At 38.2% G+C, this 21,531-nt stretch carries 23 protein-coding genes; 2 read left to right on the top strand and 21 right to left on the bottom strand.

The annotated features are described in order from the left end of the window. Positions 1–16: 16 nt before the first annotated feature. From ftsA to IGJ41_RS03960, 10 genes are all read right to left on the bottom strand, one after another. Positions 17–1,339 carry a cell division protein FtsA gene (gene ftsA / locus IGJ41_RS04005; protein WP_002355898.1) on the bottom strand — a complete coding sequence of 441 codons (1,323 nt, stop codon included), beginning with the start codon at positions 1,337–1,339 and terminating at the stop codon, positions 17–19. 173 nt (positions 1,340–1,512) lie between these two features. Then, positions 1,513–2,637 carry a cell division protein FtsQ/DivIB gene (locus IGJ41_RS04000; RefSeq protein ID WP_202524499.1) on the bottom strand — a complete coding sequence of 375 codons (1,125 nt, stop codon included), beginning with the start codon at positions 2,635–2,637 and terminating at the stop codon, positions 1,513–1,515. A gap of 8 nt (positions 2,638–2,645) precedes the next feature. Continuing rightward, positions 2,646–3,737: an undecaprenyldiphospho-muramoylpentapeptide beta-N-acetylglucosaminyltransferase gene (murG, locus tag IGJ41_RS03995; protein WP_202524498.1), complete on the bottom strand. Its 1,092-nt coding sequence runs from the start codon at positions 3,735–3,737 to the stop codon at positions 2,646–2,648. Between the two features lie 4 nt (positions 3,738–3,741). Further along, a complete protein-coding gene (gene murD, locus IGJ41_RS03990) occupies positions 3,742–5,112 on the bottom strand; it encodes a UDP-N-acetylmuramoyl-L-alanine--D-glutamate ligase (RefSeq protein WP_202524497.1) in 1,371 nt (456 codons plus the stop codon). A 22-nt stretch (positions 5,113–5,134) separates the two neighbouring features. Continuing rightward, positions 5,135–6,100, bottom strand: a complete 966-nt coding sequence (gene mraY, locus IGJ41_RS03985; RefSeq protein ID WP_002355894.1) for a phospho-N-acetylmuramoyl-pentapeptide-transferase — start codon at positions 6,098–6,100, stop codon at positions 5,135–5,137. A gap of 27 nt (positions 6,101–6,127) precedes the next feature. Continuing rightward, entirely contained in the window at positions 6,128–8,356 is a 2,229-nt protein-coding gene (locus IGJ41_RS03980) for a penicillin-binding protein (RefSeq protein ID WP_010827252.1), read from the bottom strand. Then, the gene (gene ftsL / locus IGJ41_RS03975) at positions 8,356–8,763 is read right to left on the bottom strand and encodes a cell division protein FtsL (protein ID WP_002385090.1); all 408 of its coding nucleotides are present in this window, start codon (positions 8,761–8,763) and stop codon (positions 8,356–8,358) included. The genes IGJ41_RS03980 and ftsL overlap by 1 nt, the downstream gene beginning before the upstream one ends. Positions 8,764–8,779: 16 nt before the next feature. After that, a complete protein-coding gene (gene rsmH, locus IGJ41_RS03970) occupies positions 8,780–9,736 on the bottom strand; it encodes a 16S rRNA (cytosine(1402)-N(4))-methyltransferase RsmH (protein ID WP_010774092.1) in 957 nt (318 codons plus the stop codon). A gap of 14 nt (positions 9,737–9,750) precedes the next feature. Further along, complete coding sequence (gene mraZ, locus IGJ41_RS03965) at positions 9,751–10,236, bottom strand: division/cell wall cluster transcriptional repressor MraZ (RefSeq protein ID WP_002383402.1); 486 nt, start codon at positions 10,234–10,236, stop codon at positions 9,751–9,753. Between the two features lie 233 nt (positions 10,237–10,469). Continuing rightward, positions 10,470–10,862 (bottom strand): DUF3397 domain-containing protein, encoded by a 393-nt coding sequence (locus IGJ41_RS03960; RefSeq protein ID WP_002383401.1) that lies wholly within the window; start codon positions 10,860–10,862, stop codon positions 10,470–10,472. Between the two features lie 244 nt (positions 10,863–11,106). Here IGJ41_RS03960 and IGJ41_RS03955 point away from each other — a divergent pair, with 244 nt between their 5' ends. Further along, positions 11,107–12,072, top strand: coding sequence for a magnesium transporter CorA family protein (locus IGJ41_RS03955; RefSeq protein ID WP_002383400.1), 966 nt, complete (start codon positions 11,107–11,109; stop codon positions 12,070–12,072). Positions 12,073–12,139: 67 nt separating this feature from the next. Beyond that, positions 12,140–12,250 carry a DUF4044 domain-containing protein gene (locus tag IGJ41_RS03950; protein ID WP_002383399.1) on the top strand — a complete coding sequence of 37 codons (111 nt, stop codon included), beginning with the start codon at positions 12,140–12,142 and terminating at the stop codon, positions 12,248–12,250. Between the two features lie 91 nt (positions 12,251–12,341). On the opposite strand, the gene recN is transcribed toward IGJ41_RS03950, so the two are convergent. The 11 genes from recN to IGJ41_RS03895 all read right to left on the bottom strand — a co-directional run bounded on the left by recN (position 12,342) and on the right by IGJ41_RS03895 (position 21,475). Further along, positions 12,342–14,015 carry a DNA repair protein RecN gene (gene recN, locus IGJ41_RS03945; protein WP_010825092.1) on the bottom strand — a complete coding sequence of 558 codons (1,674 nt, stop codon included), beginning with the start codon at positions 14,013–14,015 and terminating at the stop codon, positions 12,342–12,344. A gap of 17 nt (positions 14,016–14,032) precedes the next feature. Beyond that, on the bottom strand, positions 14,033–14,482 hold the full coding sequence (locus tag IGJ41_RS03940; RefSeq protein ID WP_002358881.1) for an arginine repressor: 450 nt from the start codon (positions 14,480–14,482) through the stop codon (positions 14,033–14,035). A gap of 138 nt (positions 14,483–14,620) precedes the next feature. Further along, positions 14,621–15,436, bottom strand: a complete 816-nt coding sequence (locus IGJ41_RS03935; RefSeq protein WP_002355880.1) for a TlyA family RNA methyltransferase — start codon at positions 15,434–15,436, stop codon at positions 14,621–14,623. Positions 15,437–15,449: 13 nt separating this feature from the next. After that, positions 15,450–16,331, bottom strand: coding sequence for a polyprenyl synthetase family protein (locus tag IGJ41_RS03930; protein WP_002371528.1), 882 nt, complete (start codon positions 16,329–16,331; stop codon positions 15,450–15,452). Continuing rightward, entirely contained in the window at positions 16,331–16,561 is a 231-nt protein-coding gene (locus IGJ41_RS03925) for an exodeoxyribonuclease VII small subunit (RefSeq protein WP_002364628.1), read from the bottom strand. The genes IGJ41_RS03930 and IGJ41_RS03925 overlap by 1 nt, the downstream gene beginning before the upstream one ends. 1 nt (position 16,562) lies before the next feature. Then, complete coding sequence (gene xseA / locus IGJ41_RS03920) at positions 16,563–17,909, bottom strand: exodeoxyribonuclease VII large subunit (RefSeq protein WP_002355877.1); 1,347 nt, start codon at positions 17,907–17,909, stop codon at positions 16,563–16,565. A gap of 9 nt (positions 17,910–17,918) precedes the next feature. Then, positions 17,919–18,764: a bifunctional methylenetetrahydrofolate dehydrogenase/methenyltetrahydrofolate cyclohydrolase gene (locus tag IGJ41_RS03915; RefSeq protein WP_002355876.1), complete on the bottom strand. Its 846-nt coding sequence runs from the start codon at positions 18,762–18,764 to the stop codon at positions 17,919–17,921. Positions 18,765–18,867: 103 nt separating this feature from the next. Next, entirely contained in the window at positions 18,868–19,320 is a 453-nt protein-coding gene (gene nusB / locus IGJ41_RS03910; RefSeq protein WP_002355875.1) for a transcription antitermination factor NusB, read from the bottom strand. After that, a complete protein-coding gene (locus tag IGJ41_RS03905) occupies positions 19,313–19,744 on the bottom strand; it encodes an Asp23/Gls24 family envelope stress response protein (RefSeq protein ID WP_002355874.1) in 432 nt (143 codons plus the stop codon). Before IGJ41_RS03905 ends, nusB begins: the two co-directional genes overlap by 8 nt. Before the next feature lie 332 nt (positions 19,745–20,076). After that, positions 20,077–20,397 carry a MazG nucleotide pyrophosphohydrolase domain-containing protein gene (locus tag IGJ41_RS03900; protein WP_002355872.1) on the bottom strand — a complete coding sequence of 107 codons (321 nt, stop codon included), beginning with the start codon at positions 20,395–20,397 and terminating at the stop codon, positions 20,077–20,079. Between the two features lie 13 nt (positions 20,398–20,410). Further along, positions 20,411–21,475: a M24 family metallopeptidase gene (locus IGJ41_RS03895; protein WP_438713912.1), complete on the bottom strand. Its 1,065-nt coding sequence runs from the start codon at positions 21,473–21,475 to the stop codon at positions 20,411–20,413. Positions 21,476–21,531: the final 56 nt, after the last annotated feature.

The raw sequence follows: 21,531 nt of genomic DNA, 5'->3' as shown, positions 1-21,531 counted from the left end.
CCTCCTGTTTGTGTGATTAGTCGAAAATGTTCGAGAAGAAGTCTTTGATTTTGCCTGTCACTTTTTCACCAGACTCACGTTCGTTGAATTCTTCGTATTCTTCTTGAGGCTGTTCAGCATATGTGTCATAGCGAACTTCTTGTTGGACAGCGACTGATTGTGCTGGTTTCGATTTTTCACCAGGGATTGCATATTTGGCAATGTGATAAATATCGTTTAGTTGCGCTGAATATTCCACAATGCTAATGACATTAGCAAAGACTGGGTTACGTAAGCCCATGTGATTTGGTACGTATAGTTTTACGTTGGCTTCAAAAATCTCTTGCGCCAAATCGACAATACCTGGCATACTAGCGGCGCCACCAGTTAACACAACGCCTCCAGGTAATTCAAACGCATCAATTTCATCCAGAACTTCTTTTGATTTTCTCAAAATTTGTTCCACACGCGCTTCAATAATTTCTGAAAGGTAACGTTCGTCCACTCTTACAGGCTCTGACTTACCGATAACATCAACAGGAAACTCTTCGTTTGCTGAAGTTCTTTCTGGATAAGCATCCCCATAATTAATTTTTAAGGCTTCGGCGTTGTTAAAAGAAGTATTCAATACGATTGAGATATCTTTCGTGATGAACTCGCCGCCTTCTTGGTTAACATGAGTAAATTTCAATTGTTTGTCGTGGATAACAGATGTCGTTGTTTGACCGCCACCCATATCAATAACAATTGTTCCAAAGTCTTTTTCGCCATCTGTTAAAATTGTTTCTGTTAAAGCAAGCGGTGTAATCACTAATTCGTTAATTCCTAAGCCAGCTTTTTCAACACATTTACGGATGTTATGGATGATTGTTTTTGGTCCAGTATAGACAACGCCAAACATCTCCATGCGAACGCCAAGCATTCCACGTGGGTCTTTGATGCCTTCAAAGCCGTCGACGGTAAAGTCTTGCGGTAAGATTGCAACAATTTGACGTTCAGGAGGAGTTGAACGAACCAAAGCTGCAGATGCGACGTTGCGCACATCCTCATCTGTAATTTCTTTTGATTCACTGCTAACAGCTATCATTCCTTGACAGCTTTCTACTTCTAATAAATTCGCTGGTAATCCAACATTTACGCTTTTAATTTGAATGCCGGCTTTTTCTTCGGCTTGTCGAACGGCCCGTTGGATTGCTTGAACTGTTTGATCAATATCGACGACAATCCCTCGATTCAAACCGTCTGATTTTGCATTTCCAACGCCGATGATGTTCATTTGACCTTCAATATATTCAGCGACAACTACTTTGACAGAAGTTGTACCAATATCGAGGCCTACATACATTCCTGTTTTTGCCATGAACGGAATTCCTCCTCCTATTAATTCCAATATCTAAGCGGACAAAGGCGTCCGTTTAACTATCTCTTTTTTAGTATTATTCACTTCTTCCAATTTTACCATAAAAATGGGGGTTTTAGAAAGCAGATTATACGAATTTGTTCGTTAATTTTTGAAACATTTTTGTAAAAAACTTATTCTGCTTGTTGCACTTCTTGATTTTCTCCATTTGTCGGCGTACCGTTATTCGCTTCATCCGTTGCTACGCCTGCATTTGGGTCCGCAACTTCTTGATTTTCAACCGCTGAATCTTCGGAAACTTCACTGCCCGTTTCTTCACTTTCTTTTTCATACGGATAAGAAAAAATGCCGACTTCCATATCAACGATTCCAGGTTTGTCCATTTGCTCGGCTACTTGTGAATAATAAGCCATTTTTTCACTTAAATCAGAAATATTAACAATCACTCGATTTCCATCATTCATATAGACATTAATCAAGTCTTTATTGGTTTTGGATGGTGCATATTTAATTTCTGAAATTCCTTGTTTAATTTCTTGAGGTAATTTGTTGTAAGAGGCCATTAATTCAGGGATTAATATATCCTCTTTGAAATTCTCAAAAATTGGTTTGCCACTTTCAGCAGCTTTGGTGGTCTCCGCCAAAGTTTTACCATTCTCTAAAATCGGATGATAGCCGCCTTTAGTCGCAGCAAGAGCGACAATTTGATACTCTTGAATATCAATTTTAAATGAATTAATACCATTTAACTTAATGTTCGCCTTTTTTATAATTGGAAACTTTTTCTGAATATTTGCAGAAAAATAATTTCTATTTGAATACTGCTCCCATAAGCCACTGCCCGTTTCAAGTTTTGACTGCTGAATAATCGCTTGACTCTCCACACTTTTGTTACCTGAAACTGTTACTTCACTCAATCGACTAAGAGGCGAAACAAAATACAATGCCACTAAAATGGCTGTCCCTAAACAAGTTAAAATAAAGGCTAAACGCCTATATAAGCGCTTGTTCCGTGTTTTCTTAACGTTCGGTAAACGATCTGCAAAATGCTCCTCTTCTTCCACTGTTTCTTGTGGAAGATGTTGTTGAGGCTCTTCTTGACTTTGTTCTTGTAAAGTGATGGTGACTTTTGCTTGTTCGTTTTCACCTTTTGAAGCAGCTTCTTCCGCTTGCTTCTTCAAATATTCTTGGTTTTGTTTTTGCCAAGGTGTCAGTTCAGGTTGAGACTCTTCCGATTTTTTTGGAGGTAATGGTTTTCTTTTTTTGAATATATCGTTCTCGTTACTAATCTTCCACACCTCCTATCTCAGACTAACGTTTTCACAACTTGATACAAACGATCACTTGCATCTGGGATGCCTTCCCCTTTGGACGCCGTTGCCATCTGTTGTCTTTTTTCATTGTTTAATAAAATATCATCAATTGCCGCAACTAAACGAGCGCCGGTCAATTCTGTATCTGGAATCATTTCAACAGCACCAACTTTTACTAAGCTTTGCGCGTTTTTCGTTTGATGATCATTCGTGACGTAAGGACTCGGAATTAAAATTGCTGGTAATCCTAATGCGGTGAACTCCGCAATTGAGGTTGCTCCTGCACGTCCCACCATTAAATCGGTATTAGCCATCACTTCAACCATTTTATCAATATACGGTTGCACACTTATGTTTGTCAATTTCTTTTCAGAAAGCTTTAGACTTTCTTGAAGTTCCTGATAATATCTTTCTCCTGAAGCGTATAAAACTTGATACTCTCTCTCTTCAAACAAAGGAAAGGCCTGTTCAAACGCTTGATTGATTTTCAAGGCGCCACGACTTCCGCCAAATAAAACCACCGTTTTCTTTGCTGGATCCAAGCCAAACTCTGATAAAATAGCTGACTTTTCCACCGTTACGACTTCTTGTCCCCGCGGGTTCCCTGTCAAAATTGTTTTTTCTTTCGGGAAAAAACTAGCGACATCCGGAAAACAAATCGCAATTTTATCCACATAACGACTTAAAAATTTATTTGTCATTCCGGGGATACTATTTTGTTCATGAATAATTGTCGGTATTTTTAATTGGTGGGCCGCATAAACCACTGCACCAGAAACATAACCGCCTGTACCAATGACCACATCTGGTTGAAATTCACGAATAATTTTTTTTGCTTTATTAATGCTTGTTAAAAATAAATAAATTGTTTTAAAATTTTGAGGACTTAGCGAACGCTTGAATCCTTGAATTTTAATCGTTTTAAATGGAATTTTCGCCTTTGGCACAATTTGACTTTCTAGACCATTTTCTGTTCCCACATACAAGAATTCTGTAGCAGGTGCTTCTTTTTTGACGTGTTCGACGAAGGATAACGCAGGATAGATATGCCCACCTGTGCCACCACCAGTTACTAGTATCTTCATTTTCTCACATTTCACTTTCTTTTAATTGTTGAACAGCTTGCATAAAGGCTTCCCCGCGTACTTCAAAATTCGGGTATTGATCCCAACTTGCGCAAGCAGGTGATAGTAAAATAGTATCATCTTTTTCCGAATAATCAAAGGCAATGGTAACCGCCGTTTGAACATTTTCAGCAAATAAAATTGTTTCAATGTTCGCTTTTTTAGCAACTTCCGCCAATTTTTCTTTAGTTTCTCCAAATAAAACAATTGCTTTGAGTCCCAGCAGAGCAGGAACCAATTCATCAAATGAGTTACCGCGATCCAAGCCACCCGCAAGTAAAAGTAGCTTTTGGTTGTCAAACCCACTTAACGCCATCTCTGTAGCTAAAATATTGGTTGCTTTTGAATCGTTATAAAAACGTCTTTGCTGAACTTCGCCAACAAATTGCGTTCGATGGGGAACGCCCGAAAAGTTTTTCAAAGTTTGTCTAATCTGAACATTCGATACATTTTTTAATTTAGCTACACAAATCGCTGCGAGTGCATTTTCAATATTGTGACTGCCAGGAATCCCTAGCTCATCGGCGGGCATAATATATTCTTCATTAAAATATAATTTCCCATCTAAAAGATAAGCCCCTTCTACTGCTTCTTTCGTTGAAAAAGGCAATACGTTGGCAGCTGTGGTTTTGGCTAACGTTTGAAGCTCTACTTGATTCCAATTTAAAATCAAGGTGTCCTCTGCGGTCATGTTTTTTTGAATGGCCCATTTTGCAGCAACATATTCTTTCCGCGAACCATGATAATCCAAGTGTGCTTCAAAAATATTTGTAATTACTGCAATTTGTGGGTGAAACGTCTCAATTCCCATTAACTGAAAACTAGAAAGTTCCATCACAAGATCATCCTTGGCCGTTGCTTCTTGAGCCACCGTACTCGCTGGAAAACCAATATTTCCCGCCAAACGTGCCTCACCAGCCGTTCTGTCAGCATTTAGCAGTAAACCAATCATCGTGGTCGTGGTTGTTTTGCCATTGGTGCCCGTAATGCCGACAATTGGACATTCGGCAATTTGACCTGCTAATTCCACCTCAGTTATGATAGGAATTTTCCGAGTTAGTGCTTCTGCCACAAGTGGATTTGTATAAGGAATACCAGGATTTTTAACGATTAGTTCAAATTCTTCATCCAACAATTCAATTGGATGCCCCCCTGTAACAACACGAATACCCAAGGTTAATAAATCTTGGGCGTCAGGGTTTTGATCAAATTGTTTTGCGTCATTAACGGTAACGAGCGCACCTAACTCATGTAAGAGTTTCGCTGCGCTGACACCACTTTTAGCTAGTCCTAAAACCAACACTTTTTTGTTTTGATAGGTTGTTATTTTTTTCATTGTCAATTTCCCCTTTGATAGATTAGAAAAGAATCCATAATGTGATTCCTGAACAGATTAAACCGACAGACCAAAAGACAAAATCAATTTTCCATTCAGACCAACCACACATTTCAAAATGGTGATGAATTGGTGACATTTTAAAAATCCGTCGACCAAATAATTTAAATGAAGCAACTTGTAAAATAACACTTGCTGTTTCACAAACGTAGACAAGTCCAATTAAAAGTAGCGTCCATTCTTGATGCAAAATAATTGAAATTGCTGCTAACAATCCACCTAATGCTAATGAACCAACATCACCCATGAAGATTTTTGCTGGTTTTCTATTATAAGGGAAAAAGCCAATCAGACCACCAATCACACTTAGGCAGATAATCACAACATCAAATTGTTGTTGTTTCCAGGCAATAATTGCATAAGTACCAAATGAAATTGTTCCTAAACCAGCAACTAAGCCATCAATCCCATCTGTCAAATTCACGGCATTAGAAAAACCGACTAACCAAAAAATAATAAACACGCCATAAAAAATACCTAACGGAACTTCTGCTACTCCAAACAAATCTAAGGTGTCTGAAAAGCCTTCACTTCGATAAACAAAGTAGAAAACCAACCCACCAAAAATTTGACCAATTAATTTTTGACGAGAGTTCAAGCCCATGTTCCGTTTTTTAAAGACTTTTATGAAATCATCTAAATAACCTAGCAAACCGTATAATACTAAAATAAATAGAATAATTAGTAGAGACGGCGTAAATTGGTGGAAAAACAACCCCATTGCTAATGAAGTAATCAAGCTGGCTACAAGGAAAACGACTCCCCCCATTGTAGGGGTACCTGTTTTCACGCTATGCCAAGTTGGGCCATCTTCACGAGTAACCTGCCCTTGTTTTTTCATTTGAAAATAGCCAATGAATAGTGGCATTACGCTCACTGTAATGGCAAAACTCACCACTATGGGAATAAAAATCTGTGTCCACTCCATGTTATCTCTCCTAATTATTCTACGTTATTATTCTGTGCCTTCTAAAGTCACGGTTAATTTTTTCTCCGTAATTTCAGTTTCAGCAGCGATACTTTGTTTCGTCACATAGCCTTCACCTTTAAACTCGACAGTCAAACCTAATAGATCGCCAAACTTGGTAACATCGCTCTTCGACCAGCCGGTTAAATCAGGCATATAGTTCGTTCCGTTTGTGATCAAAATCAATTTTTGATTAGGCATTAATGTTTGACCAGACGGCGTTGATTGTTTCTTGATTTTTTCACCATCGCCGATAATCACAGGATCCACCCCGTTCACTTTGGCATTGGCCAACGCTTCCGCTGGCGTCATGTTTTTATAATCAGCAACTGTGACTTTATCAGAAGCTACTTTCGTTGTTTCCGGATCTGTCTCTTTAATGTCTAACGCTAATTTCATTAATGGGTTTGCAATTGCCGCCATTGCTTCTGAAGGCGAACCTGATTTTGCTTGTCTAAGTGTAATATACAAAACATATTCAGGATTATCCGCTGGGACCATTTCCACTACAGAAGACAAGACTTGACTTGCTCCATCAACGTACCCTTTACCATCTGAAATCTGGGCAGTTCCTGTTTTGGCAGCAACATGATAGCCTGGTACTTTATAAATATCATACGCAATCCCGTAAGTCGGGTCTTCAACAGTATCAATCATGTACGTACGAATCTGTTGAGCTGTTTGCGCTTTGATTGGGGTTCCTACGATTTGTGGTTCCGTAATCGTTTCTTTTCCTGTATTTTTGTCAACAATTTTGCTGATGTAATGAGGTTGCAACATTGAACCGTCATTTGCAATAGCTGAGAAACCTTTCATCATTTGGAAATTAGTAACCGTAATCCCTTGACCAAAAGCTGAATTGGCCCGATCAACAATATTATTATCTGGAAGTTTCCCAGTGTGTTCTGAAGTTAAACCTGAATGTGTGCTTGAACCAAACCCAAATTTTTTCAAATATTCGACCCACTTGTCGCCACCCATTCGTTGTTCCAAGTTCACCATTCCGATATTACTAGACCAAGAAATAGCTTGACGATAAGTTAAAGACGTTTTGTCTTTTAAATTGCCGACATCATGGTCGTTAATTGTCCTATCACCAACAGTGATGCCACCTACGCGGTTAAATGATTCATTTGGATTAAACAGTCCTTGCTCGATGGCCGCCGCTGACGTAAATAATTTAAGCGTTGAGCCAGGTTCATATGGGCTTTCGACCAATAGGTTCTGCCACGTGCCATTATTGTCTAATCCTTGTTTCGTTTCAGGATTAAATGTTGGCCGTTGAGACATGGCTACAATTTCGCCTGTTTTTGCTTCCATTAACATAGCAGTCATGGAAACTGGTTCATATTTTTCATTAACTTGCGTCATTAAATCTTCTAAGGTATTTTGCAAGCGACTATCCAGCGTTGTGTAAATATCTTGACCATCCACTGCTTTTTTCTCTTCCGCCACAGTTCCTGGTAAGGCATTGCCGTAAATATCTTTTTCAAAATACACACGGCCATCGGTTCCACTTAAAATATCATTATAGGCCTGTTCTAGTCCCATCGCGCCTACTAAGCCTTCTTTATCATCATCTGGATTGGCTGCTTTTGTATAGCCAATAAAGTGAGAAGCAAACTGCCCATTGGGATATAATCTGGCTGGATGTTCATTGAAATAAACACCTGAGATTTTTTTCTTTTTCAAGTCTGCTTCAATTTTTTGGCGTGTTTCCAAGGTGATGTTTTGACCACCCGTACCAAATTCCACTTGATATTGTGTTGACCCATCTTCATGGATCCCATTATTCAAGTATTTCAATGCTGTTTTTTTGTCTAGTTTGGTATATTTCGCTAAAATTTCAGCAATATCATCGAAGTCTTTTTTCTCCGCATATAGCTTTTCATTATTTTGTCCCGTATATTTTTTTGATAATACGACATATAACGAATAGGAAGTAGCATCTTCTGCGATTGGATTACCATATCGATCTAAAATTGATCCTCGCTTAGCTTTTACCACTTGGCTTCCTTCATATAGAGAAGCTGTTTTTTCCTTTAGTGATACACCTGCTACTTTGCCTGTTGCCACAATGTATGTCGTTCTAAAGGCAAATAAAAAGAACAATCCAATACTCGTAGCGAATAAAATGATGCCTACTTTTTTACGATTGTTCATCGGATTTAAGTTTTTCTTTTTCATGAATTGTTTAAATTTATGTCTTTTACTCATTATTTAACAGTCCTAACATTGTCGCCGTTATTTTCTAGTCCTTGTTTTTTAGCGACATCTTTGATTCGATCTGATTTAGAAAGTTCGCTTCTTTCTTGTTCCAATTTCAAAGCGTTATCTTCCTTTTCTTTAATGACTGCTTGTGTTTCTGTAATATCGTTCATGGTTTGGACAATTGTCGTTCTTACTTGAATTGTCGCAATTGCAATACCAATCGTTGCACAAACTAATACAACACCGATTAATTTTTCTAGTAAAGAGACATTTTTTAGTTTCTTTTTGGGTAATAGAGCGGGGACAGGTAGTGTTTCCTCTTGCATTTTTCTGTCTTGCTCTGTTGCCACAGTTGGCTGATCCATTTCTGGTGCTTCATAATGGAAATCATTTACTTTCTTCAATTCAGCCATGTGTCTACCCCTCTCTCTAACTAGATTTTATTTTTTCGGCAATGCGTAACTTCGCACTTCGTGAACGATTATTCTCAGATAACTCACTGTCACTTGGTAAAATTGGTTTTCTGGTAATTACTTTTAATTCTGGTTGAAATTCTTCTGGTACCACTGGAATGCCTGGTGGCAAATCTTGTACCGTACTGTATTCTTTAAACATTGTTTTAACAATACGATCTTCTAACGAATGGAACGTAATCACACTGATTCTGCCATTTTTCGCTAGCAAATCAATTGCTTGTTCTAGCGACTCTTCAACTGCCCCTAATTCATCATTAACGGCAATGCGAATTGCTTGGAAAATTCGTTTTGCAGGATGTCCACCTTTGCGTCTTGCTGGAGCTGGAATCGCCGTCTTAATAATCTCAACGAGTTCACCTGTTGTTTCAATTGGTTGCTTTTCGCGAACACGTTCAATTTCTCGAGCAATCTGTTTCGAAAATTTCTCTTCCCCATAACGAAAGAAAATTTTTACTAACTCACTATAGCTATACGTATTCACCACTTCGCGAGCCGTCAAGGGTGCGTCTTGATCCATGCGCATATCTAAGGGCGCATCTTGATGATAGCTAAAACCACGTTCTGCTTCATCTAATTGTGGTGAAGAAACACCTAAATCGTATAGAATTCCATCAACATGGAACACCCCGTGTTCTGCCAATTCTTCTTTAATATTTCTAAAATTTGATTTGATGAAGGTCACTTGACCTTTGTCTACATATTTCTGCAAACGAGTCTTAGCATGTGCCAACGCTTTTTGGTCTTGATCAAAGGCATATAAATGACCGTGCTCATTCAATTGTGTCAGTAAGTATTCACTATGTCCGGCACCACCGAGTGTGCAATCTACGTATACGCCATCCGGCTTCACTTGTAATCCATCCACTGTTTCTTTTAAAAGAACGGTGTAATGGCGAAATTCTTCAGTCATCATTTGCCTCATTCCTAAAATCCAAAATCAATCATTGTTTCTGCTAATTCATCAAAGTTTTCTTCAGCTTCATCAGAAAATGCATGCCAACGTTCGTCACTCCAAATTTCAATTCGGTTAGAGACGCCGATAACAACACAGCCTTTTTCTAAACTGGCATGTGTTCGCAAATTCGCCGGAATATTGATACGACCTTGCTTATCAATCTCACATTCTGTTGCAGCGGAATAAAAGAATCGTACAAAGGTACGTGCATCTTTCTTAGCTAAGGGCATTTCTTGAAGTTTTGCTTCAAGTTGTGACCATTCATTTAAAGGATAACCAAATAAACAGCCATCCATCCCTCTCGTTACCACAAATTTTTCACCAAGTTCCTCACGAAACTTTGATGGAACGATTAGGCGGCCTTTGGCATCGATATTATGTTGGTATTCACCCATAAGCATAGCCAATACACCCGCTTTTCCACTTGATAGAACAAGTCTACCACATCCCACCACTTTCTACCACTATAAATCTAAAAACTTCTATTTTTTAACTGTTATTTAAAATTTCTGTAATATTTACAGGGTTTTATGTAACAAGCATCATCCAACAAAAAATGTTATTATAACAAGGTTTTTACTATGTTTTTTATCAAATAACCCCCAAAATAACAAAAAAACCCCACGGAGTGGGGAGTTGTGGGGGACATTTTCCCACAGCGTATTTCCCCTATTGTCTCCACGCTTTATTACAGTAGATAATGACTGATATTTAGCAAGATAAGCAACACATACAACACAAACGTTAGTAAAAACGTCAACCGCCAAAACATCTTGAAATATCGTCTATATAAAATCTCTCCATAATAATAAGCTTGAAACAGGGCAACAGCGACTCCTAATAACAAAATAGAAATCACAAAATACGGCATAATCGATTCATCATAACTATCTTTGGATAACTCATGGATCCCTATGAATAAAAACGGAATGGCCAAATCCGGTGCTTTTATTTTCCAACGTTCCGTTAGGGAAAAAGTGGACACGAGAAAATTGCACGCAAAGAGCACAATTACCGGAAAAATATACCAAAATAACATTATTGCCGAAAACGACACCATTCTCTCAACAAATCCTTTCATTCCACCTGCTATAACTATACTTCATCAACGTTACACAGATGTTTCATTTCGTTTAAATATATGTGCTAAAAGCCCTTTTTGCTTGCTTTTTCATATAAAAAACGGATTACTTATCAAACCATTCTCAAAACGAGGCCTCACCTATCGCGGCAACTTATTTTTGAATGTTTTTTATAAGCTTTTCTTCTCGTATTGTGTCATACTTCTATTATAATGGATTTAGAACAAAAAATGTTGATTCGGGGTGAATCTTTTGATTAATTATTTATTATTGAAAAATGACTATTTTGAACCTTGTTCACCAGACGATGAAGCCCTAAGTTGGATTTCGGTAGAATCTCCTACAGAAGAAGAAATCGAGCGTCTCGTCAATCAATACCACTTACCAACAGATTATCTTACCGGCGTTTTAGATGATGAAGAAAATGCTCGAGTGGAAGGTTTCCGCCACGAAAAATTACAAACGCCTACGTTACTTTTATTTCGTTATCCCAAAGCTAGTATCAGTCCTAGTGGCTATCTGCAAGTAGAAACGGTGCCGATTGCTTTAATCGCAACCGTCGATAACAAACTAATTACTGTTAGCAATGGGCCTAACGACATCGTTCATGGGATCCAAAAAGAGGCGTTCACGCATCAAGATCTTTCTATTGAGAAGGCCTTAATTTTAGCCCTTTCATGGAAGATGGCCCTTTCCTTCAATAAAAACTTACAAGCACTTATCCAACAAACAAACAAACTTGAAGGAGAGCTCCAAGTAGCCACAGAAAATAGTCAATTGTATCAGATTATGGACATTCAAAAAAGTCTAGTTTATTTCGAAGCAGCTTTAACGGATAATTTAAAAGTATTAAAACGTTTATATAGCGCTGAAATTTTTAATCATCCAGAAAAACATTTGCCATTTTTAAGGGATATTCTGATTGAACTAGAACAAGGACTGAATACGACTAAAATACAACTAAAATTAGTTGATAACATTAGTAATACTTTTTCAGCAATCGTTTCAAATAACTTAAATAATGTCATGAAAATTTTAACATCCTTAACAATTGTCTTGACCATTCCGACCATCATCGGAGGAATTTACGGCATGAATGTGAAACTCCCTTTTGCAGAGCATGAATATTCCTTTTGGATTATTTTTGCCATCACTACCTTAATCTGCGTAATTAGTATTCGAATTTTAAAGAAAAAGAATCTCTTATAACTTTAGGTTGCTGTTTTCAGGAAAAGGTTGTACACTATTAGCAGAAATTAAAAAGGACGTGTCATTTATGAACGACAAAGAACAAAGTCGCTTTTCAAAAATCACGAAAGTCGTGGTTTGGCTAATGCTGATCGCAATTGTAGGTTCAACTGTTTTAACAGCAATTCTTAGTCTTTAAACTGGAGAACTTTTTCACACATTAAAAGTAAAAAAACAGTCCCTTCAATTGATAGAAGGGGCTGTTTTTTTTACTTGCTCAAATAGAGCGGCTATTTTTTCGCCATCGCCAACAGCTCTTGTGCATGTTCAATGGTTAATTTCGTAATTTCACTTCCTGCGAGCATACGCGCAATTTCGTTTACTCGCTCTTTTTCAGATAAAATTCGGACGCTTGTTTCTGTCCGACCCGCCACGATTTCTTTTTCAATAAAATAATGTTCATCGGCAACGGCCGCCACTTGTGGCAAGTGCGTGATACACAACACCTGCGAATTTTCTGAAATTTGATAAATTTTATCGGCAATCGCCTGTGCTACTCGGCCACTAACTCCTGTATCTACTTCATCAAAAACAATACTAGTGATCCCTTGCGTTTGAGAAAAGATTGTTTTCATAGCCAGCATCACTCGCGAAAGTTCTCCGCCAGAAGCCACCCGAACTAACGGTTTTAATGGTTCCCCTGGGTTAGTAGTAATATAAAATTCTACTCCGTCTAAGCCATTTTCTTGTAAATGCTCAAGTTCTGTAAAGCGGACTTCAAATTCCGTTCGCTCCAAATATAGTTCTTTTAATTCGGTTAAAATTTGTTGTTCAAGCTCTTTGGCTAGGCGCTTTCGTTCTTTTCGTAAAGCTAACGCTTGTTGATGAGCCGCTTGTTGTTTCTCTGCAAGCAACGCTTCTAAGTCACCTGTACCACCTTCCAAAAAATCAGCCTCTGCTAACTCTTTGGTGATTTCTTCATAGTAAGATAAAATCGTTTCGATCGAATCACCATATTTACGTTTCATTTGACGGATTAATTCCAAACGATTTTCTACTTCATTCAAGCGGCCTTCATCTAGTTCTAAGCCATCAATCAACCTAGAAAGATCTCCACTAGCTTCTTGTAGTAAGTAGTAAGCATTTTGAACAGTATCTGACAATGATTTATATTCTGGATCAAGGGATTCAATCGAAGCGAGTTCATTCATACTTGTTCCGATTTTATCCAAACTACTATCGTCTTCACCATTTAGCGCGGCATAACTAATCGTCAGTGCATCAGCAATTTTTTGAAAATTGTTCAGTTTATTGCGTTCTTCTAGCAATTGTTCTTCTTCGCCAGCGACTAACTGTGCACTAGCAATTTCATCACTTTGAAAATGAAGCATGTCCATTCTTTGGGCAAACTCTTTTTCATTTTTTTGTCGCTTTCTGACTTTGGCTTCGAGTGCGCGATACTCTTGATATGCCCGTGTATATTTTTCTTTGACTGCTAAAAGTTTTTTCCCACCAAATTCATCTAACATATCAATATGGCGTTCACTTTGCATCAATTCTTGATGTTCATTTTGGCCATGTATATCTACTAAATATTCCCCAATTCTTTTTAAATTAGTAATGTTGACAATTCGTCCGTTGACACGGCAAACATTTTTACCAGAAGCGGAAATATCTCGTTGAATCACTAAAGAATCTTCTTCTGTTTCAATACCTAATTCTTCTAATAATTGCTTTAATTCTTGACTTTTCGGCATTGAAAAAAGTCCTTCTAAGGTGCATTTATTTGCTCCTTGACGAATATAATCACTGGAGCCGCGTCCGCCTGTGAGTAATCCCATTGCATCAATAATGATGGATTTCCCCGCACCCGTTTCTCCCGTTAAAACGGTCATACCCATTTGAAACTCTAATTGTAACGAAGAGATAATCGCAAAATTTTTCACGGAAAGTTCTTGTAACATCTTGTTCACCTCATTCTTTATAGATAGCTTAGCAGCTCTTTATGAAGTTTTTCTGCCGCCTCCTCAGTTCGTGCAATCATGAGAACACTATCATCATCGTTGATGACGGCAAAAAGTTTCTCTTGGTAATTCTTTTCGATTAAACTACCACACGCCGCCGCATTGCCAGGAATGGTTCGTAATACGACATATTTTTCCATTTGTTCTGCAGCTACAAAGGCATCTTTTAAAAGCTTTGCAAGTTTAGCACTCGTATTAGCTTGTGTTTCTAATGGAAGGCTATACCGATAACCCCCTTCTGCAGAAGGAACTTTAATTAGTTTCATATCTTTAATGTCGCGAGAAATTGTTGCTTGTGTTACAGCTACGCCCTTTTCTTGTAAGTAGTTGACAAAATCTTCTTGCTTTTGAATATTTTTTTCAGTCAATAAACGTGTAATTAAACGGTGTCTATCTTGCTTTCTCATGGCGCCGCTCTCCTTTTCAGTTTACTCTTGCCCTCATCATAGCTTATTTTTATGCATTTTAAAAGATGAATTACTAGATTTATACAAAAAAGAAGCTTTCACCTATAGGCGTCCACTTCTTTCTTCTAACTTTTCTCATCATTCCGCTAATTTTTGATGCGCATGCGCGACAACTTCTTCAATGGATTCTGTTGCTTGATAGGATCCTTCTCCTTCAACAGAAACTAAGTGTGCCAAAAATTCAATGTTTCCTTCGCCACCAGTGATTGGTGAAAAATCTAAGTTTTTCACATCATAACCGTTATTCATGGCAAAGCGTGTAATTTCCTCCACAACCATTTGATGGGTTTCTGGATCACGCACGATTCCTTTTTTCCCAACAAACTCTTTGCCAGCTTCGAATTGTGGCTTAATTAACGCCACCACACTACCGCCTTTTTTCAAAATATCATGAAGAGGTGGCAAAATTAAGCGTAATGAAATAAAGGAAACATCAATCGTTGCAATATCCGGCACCCCTTCGGTGAAATCTTCAGGTTTACTATAGCGAAAATTGGTACGTTCCATTACCACCACGCGTTCATCTTGCCGAATTTTCCATGCTAGTTGGTTGTAGCCAACATCTAAAGCGTAACTCAAACGAGCCCCATTTTGTAAAGCGACATCGGTAAAACCACCTGTGGAGGAACCAATATCTAGCATTGTTTTGCCTTGAACGTTGATTGCAAAAACATTTAGTGCCTTCTCTAGTTTTAAGCCCCCACGAGAAACATAAGGCATTACTTGGCCCTTAGTATGTAAGGGTGTCTCCACAGAAATTTTTTCCCCTGGTTTATCTAAACGTTCATTTTTATCATTGTAAACCAAACCAGCCATCACGCTGCGTTTTGCTTTTTCTCGTGTTTCAAATAGTCCTTGATTAAACGCCAAGACATCGACGCGTTCTTTTTTCATAAGTGCCTTCTTTCTATCTCAATTGTAACTGAGTTAACAAGTTTGCTAAATGTTCTTCTGAAAAGTTGGGAACATTTGCTTTGATTTTTTCTAAAACAGCGCTGCCCTCTGCTAATTGATGTGTTAGCGCATCTTTCGCACCGGCAATCCCTAAAAGAGCTGGATACGTACTTTTATTCAACGCTTCATCTCGGCCTACTTTTTTACCTAAATCTGCTTCTGTACTTGTGGCATCTAATAAGTCATCACGAATTTGAAAAGCCAAGCCATAGTGATGCGCAAACTGTGTCAGTAAACCAATGACTTCTTCTGTTTGATTGGCTAATATGCCCCCAGCAATTAAGGCGAATTCAATTAGCGCTCCGGTTTTCTTTTCATGAACAGCCGCTAACTCTTCTAAAGTCAAGCTGACTTTTTCTCCTTCAATATCACCCATTTGGCCGGCAACCATGCCTTGATTCCCCGCTGCCTTTGCCAGTTGTTGCATCAGTAAAACTTTTTCACTTAAGCCTAATTGGCTCAAAGAAAGTAACTGAAATGCGCCTGTTAATAAGCCGTCCCCTGCTAAAATGGCAGTCGCTTCACCAAACACTTTGTGATTGGTTGGTTTGCCACGACGTAAATCATCATCATCCATTGCTGGTAAATCATCATGAATTAATGAATACGTATGAATCATCTCTAAAGAGGCAGCCACTTGATAGTCTTGTGTTTCCATCTCTTTTTGAAAAGCGGCCACTGTTGTTAGCACTAATAGCGGGCGTAATCGTTTGCCACCTGCGTGTATTGAGTAGAGCATTGCTTCTTTCAAACGCTCATTTTCAGTATATTCTGCGATAAAATCGACCATGACTTTTTCAACCAACGGTAAATGCTGTTGACTAAAATTCGTCATTACGCTTCCTCGCTCTCTTCAAAAACAATTTCTTTATTGTTTTCTGTCATCATTTTCGTTAAAGTTTTTTCCGCTTTTTCCAATGTATCTTGACATTGTTTACTTAATGCCATGCCCTCTTGAAAGGCAACTAAGGCTTCTTCCAAAGGAACATCTCCTCGTTCTAAGCGCTGAACGATTTCTTCTAAGGCATTTAATGATTCTTCAAACGTTTTTTCTTTTGCTGGCATGTTAAAACTCCTCTTTTTTCGCTGTTATTGTTTCGACGTTTGCTTGAACTGTACCGTCAGCATAATGAATCGTTAATTGATCTGCTGGCTGTAACTCGGTAACAGTTTTAACGACACGGTCCTCTTTTGTAGTATAACTATATCCTCGACCCATAATTTTGAGTGGGCTGAGTAAGTCTAATTGTTGAACAGCAGACGTGAATTGCTTTTGTTTGTTTAGGAACAATTGTGTCATTTGTGTTTGCAAGTTTCGTTGTAAAAACGCCAACTGTTGCTGACTTTCTCTTAATTGTCCCTTTGGTGTCTGTTGTTGCAATTGAGCGATAATTCCTTGGGCTTGACGTTGTTTTTGGTGATGAATCGTTGTCATTGCTTGGAAAAGACGTTGCGTCATTCGATCTAATTTAATCGTTTGACCTTCATAAAGTCGCTCAGGTTGCTTAAACACATAAGAATTTTGTAGTCGTTGGAAACGTTCTGTTCGTTGTTGTAAGAGATATAAAAAGCTTTGTTCTAAACGACTACGCCGTTCACTAATTCTTAATAGTTCTTCATTTAAAACTGGTACCGCTAGTTCCGCTGCTGCCGTTGGCGTTGCTGCACGAACATCTGCTACCATATCGGCAATTGTCACATCTGTTTCGTGACCAACCGATGAAATAATCGGTGTGGTGGCAGCATGAATGGCTCGAGCCACTTTTTCTTCATTAAATGGCCATAAATCCTCGATTGAACCACCGCCACGGCCGATGATCATCGTATCAAAATCGCCTTGCGCATCGGCTCGCTGAATGTTCCGCACAATGTCATCCGCCGCCTGCTCGCCTTGGACCAAGGTTGGAAAAAGGACCAGTTGTGCAATCGGATACCGTCTTTTAACTGTCGTAATGATATCCCGAATAACAGCACCACTAGGACTTGTAACCACAGCGATTCGTTTGGGATAACGAGGCAACTGTTGTTTAGGCCCTTCAAAAAGTCCTTCTTTTCCTAGTTTTTCTCTTAATTCTGCCAATGCTTGATAAAGTGCACCTACACCATCTGGTTCCATATGTTCAATATAAATTTGATAGGAGCCGCTGTTTTCATAAAGCGAAATACGCCCCACCACCATGACTTTCATGCCTTCTTTTGGTTGAAACTTCAATTTTTGAAAGGCTGATTTAAACATAATTGCAGAAATCTTCGCATGGTCATCTTTTAAACTGAAGTACTGATGCGCGTTCGCTCGGAAGCGAAAGTTCGAAATTTCACCTGTTAAATAGACACGTCCTAAGTAAGGGTCTGCATCAAATTTACGTTTTAAATACTTCGTTAAGGCTGTTACTGTTAAATACTGTTGCGTCATTTTTTCACCTTACTTTTGTTTTTTTGCTGCCTCGACTGTTTGATACATTAACATGGTAATCGTCATTGGGCCAACACCTTTGGGAACCGGCGTGATATAGCTTGCAATTTCAGAAACTTCATCGAATGCTACATCACCAATCAGTTTTCCTTCTTGATTGCGATTCATGCCCACATCAATCACTACCGCACCTGGTTTCACGAACTCTTTGGTGACAAAATGCCCGCGTCCAATTGCTACAACTAAAATATCCGCTTCTTTTGCAACTTCTGCTAAATGTTCAGTTTTAGAATGGGCAATCGTCACGGTCGCATTTTTCATTAACAATAATTGTGCCATTGGCTTGCCAACAATATTGCTTCGACCAATAACCACCGCACGTTTACCTGTTAAATCAATATCATAAGCTTCAAACATCTTCATAATTCCATACGGCGTGCAAGGAATCATTTCAGGTTTGCCTACAAACAAACGGCCTAAATTCATTGGATGGAACCCATCTACATCTTTTTTGGGATCAATCGCTAATAAAATCTTTTCTTCATCAATATGTTTTGGCAAAGGTAGTTGTACAAGAATGCCATGAAAGCGTGAATCTTGATTATATTTGTCAATCTCAGCCAATAATTCTTCTTCTGAAATAGTTTCTGGCAGTTTTTCGACCTTTGACAGAATGCCAATTTTGGCTGCTGCACGTTCTTTATTTCTCACATACGTTTGGCTGGCAGGATTTTCCCCAACTAATAAAACAACTAATCCTGGTTGGATGCCTTGTTGTGTCATCTTTTCTACATCTTTTTGAATCTCTGCTTGCATTTGATCTGCTAATTCACGACCGTTAATTACTGTACTCATTCCTTCGCTCCCTCTATTGTTTCTTTACTTCTTTAATAGTATTTATTTTAGCATATAACCCAGTATCTTAACACCAGTTAGATAGTAAAAAAAGATTCAGAGCTTACGCCTCTGAATCAATTTCTTTCATTACATTTGATAACACACCATTAACAAATTTACGTGAACGGTCGTCACTGTATTTTTTACTTAACTCAACGGCTTCATTTAATGCCACAATGTTTGGCACATCTGAAACGTATAACATTTCAAAAATAGCTAAGCGTAAAATAACAATATCTATTTTTGCTAAGCGTTGCATAGACCAGTTATTACCTAAATGGTTCGTAATCACTTCGTCTAGTTCTGCTTTGCGGCTACACACACCGCCGACAAGTAAATCTAAATACGTAGGGACTAGGTCTTCGCCATCTTCACTGACGATTTCCCGATTATCATAAGCCAATGCATAATCAATGGCATCTTGTTTGGTTAAATCAGCATTAAAATCTAAAGGAAAAAGGGCTTGGAGCGCTTTTTCACGAATCTCGTGACGGGTTAATTCTGTTTTACTCATTCTCTTCTCCATCTTCATCTTCTGGGAATAATTCATTTAAGTCTGGTTGAGGGATTTTTTCAGGTACTACCGCTACAACATGAATATTCACTTCAACTAAATCAATATCTGTCATAAATAAGACTTGTTGTTTCACACGGTCTTGCATTTCTAACGCAACTTTTGGCACAGAAACACCGTAGTTCAAGTAACAATAGATATCGACTTTTAAGCCTTCTTCTTCTGTTCGTAAATATACACCTTTGCCGTGTGCTGCACGGCCTAATAATTCATTCACATTATTGGCGAACGTGCCACGCATCCCATAAACGCCCTCTACTTTTGAAGCAGCGATTCCGATAATTACTTCAATGACTTCAGGAGCAATCACGATTTCTCCTAAAGAATCGTTTGCATTGATTACAAGATTTTTTTCTTCTGACATTTGGTTGTCCTCCTTATCTATTACGCACAAAATCGTTCAATAAACGATTTATTTGATGAATCACTAAGTCTCTTAAGGATTCTCTTTTAAGCAACGGATGATTCTTAAAAATTAAAACAACACTGGTTTCTTCAGTTGGTTGTGAAAGAACGTCCAAATTTTGCTTATCAATACTCGTTCTTAGTTTATCATTAATTAGCCTATTTCGCTACCAGAAAAGCTAAGTTCTGACTAAAAGAACAGATAATTTCTTGTCATAAATTTCTAATCCAAGCCTTTAGACGTAAAAATAAGAAAGACCAAGTAATTTTGGCTTTCTTATTTTTGCGTCTTTATTCTTCAGGATAACGTTCCATTAGTTTCGTCCGATGCTTTTGCATAATCATTTCTAAAGAGATGTCATATTTATCGGCTAAAATAAATAAATTATCCAACACATCGCCTAACTCTTCCGTTAAATTTTCCAGATTCTCTTCATCCGCCAAAACTGTTTCATCCGGTCGATCACGGCCAATTTCAATTGTCCGAATGGCCCGACAAACTTCGCCGACTTCTTCTGTTAAAAAGTTGGAACGAATAAACGGATCATATTGATACCAGTTACGTTTTTTATAAAACGCGCTAATAAACCGCTGATACTCTTGAATATCCATGTTCTCCCAACCTTTATAAAATGATTAATTCTTTCGGTGCATGCGTTAATACACGATTACCTTCAGCAGTAATTAATAAATCGTCCTCAATACGCACGCCACCAATTCCTGGCAAATAAATTCCAGGTTCGTCCGTAATCACATTCCCTGGTACAAACTGTTTGTCTGCTCGGAATGAAACATTTGGTCCTTCATGAATTTCTAACCCAATGCCATGACCAGTGCTATGACCAAACGCATCACCATAGCCATAGGAAGCAATATGATCCCGTGCAATCGCATCTAATTGAATGCCCGTCAAACCAGGTTTAGCTTCTGCTAACACTTTTAATTGTGCTTCTAAAACAATATCATAAATTTCTTTTAGTTTTGGCTGAATACTACCAATGGCAAATGTCCGTGTCATATCAGAAACATAGCCTTCATAATAACAACCGAAATCTAAAGTGATTAACTCACCTTTTTCGATGACTTTTTGGCTAGCAACGCCATGTGGCATCGCCGAACGTAGACCGCTGGCCACAATTGTCTCAAAAGAAACACCGCTGGCTCCTTTTGACCGCATGAAGAAATCTAATTGATTAGCCACTTCAATCTCTGTCATTCCAGGTTTAATCATCTCTAAGACAAAGGCAAATCCTTGATCCGCGATGGCACACGCTTTTTCAATAATCGCTACTTCTTCTTCATCTTTCACTTCTCTTAATTCTTCAATCAAACCCATTACAGGAACTAATTCACATGGTAAAATTTCTTCCAATAAGCTATAATCAGCGAAACTAACTTGCGTTTTTTCAAAAGCTAAATTATCTAATTGCAAACGTTCAGCTAAATCTGCTACTTCGTCAAAAATATGTCCTGTGTTTTTAACGATAGTAAAACCAGTTGCTTGTTCCGCAGCTTGTTCCGTATAACGAAAATCCGTTACAAAAAAAGCTTTATCTAATGTAATCATTGCCAAGCCTGTTGTCCCAGTAAAATTGGTTAAATAACGTAAATTATACGGACTTGTCACTAAAAATCCTTGTAAATTATTTTCTTTCATTAACTCCCGTAACTTTTCGACTCTTGCCATCATTGGTTCGACCTTCTTTCTTTTTTCTCATTTTTCATTATAGCAAATTTACTTCAGAA

Source organism: Enterococcus sp. DIV1537a (assembly GCF_051712085.1).
Classification (GTDB): domain Bacteria; phylum Bacillota; class Bacilli; order Lactobacillales; family Enterococcaceae; genus Enterococcus; species Enterococcus faecalis.
The sequence above is the reverse complement of the archived record's forward strand: the minus strand, read 5'-3'. Positions and strand labels throughout refer to the sequence as shown.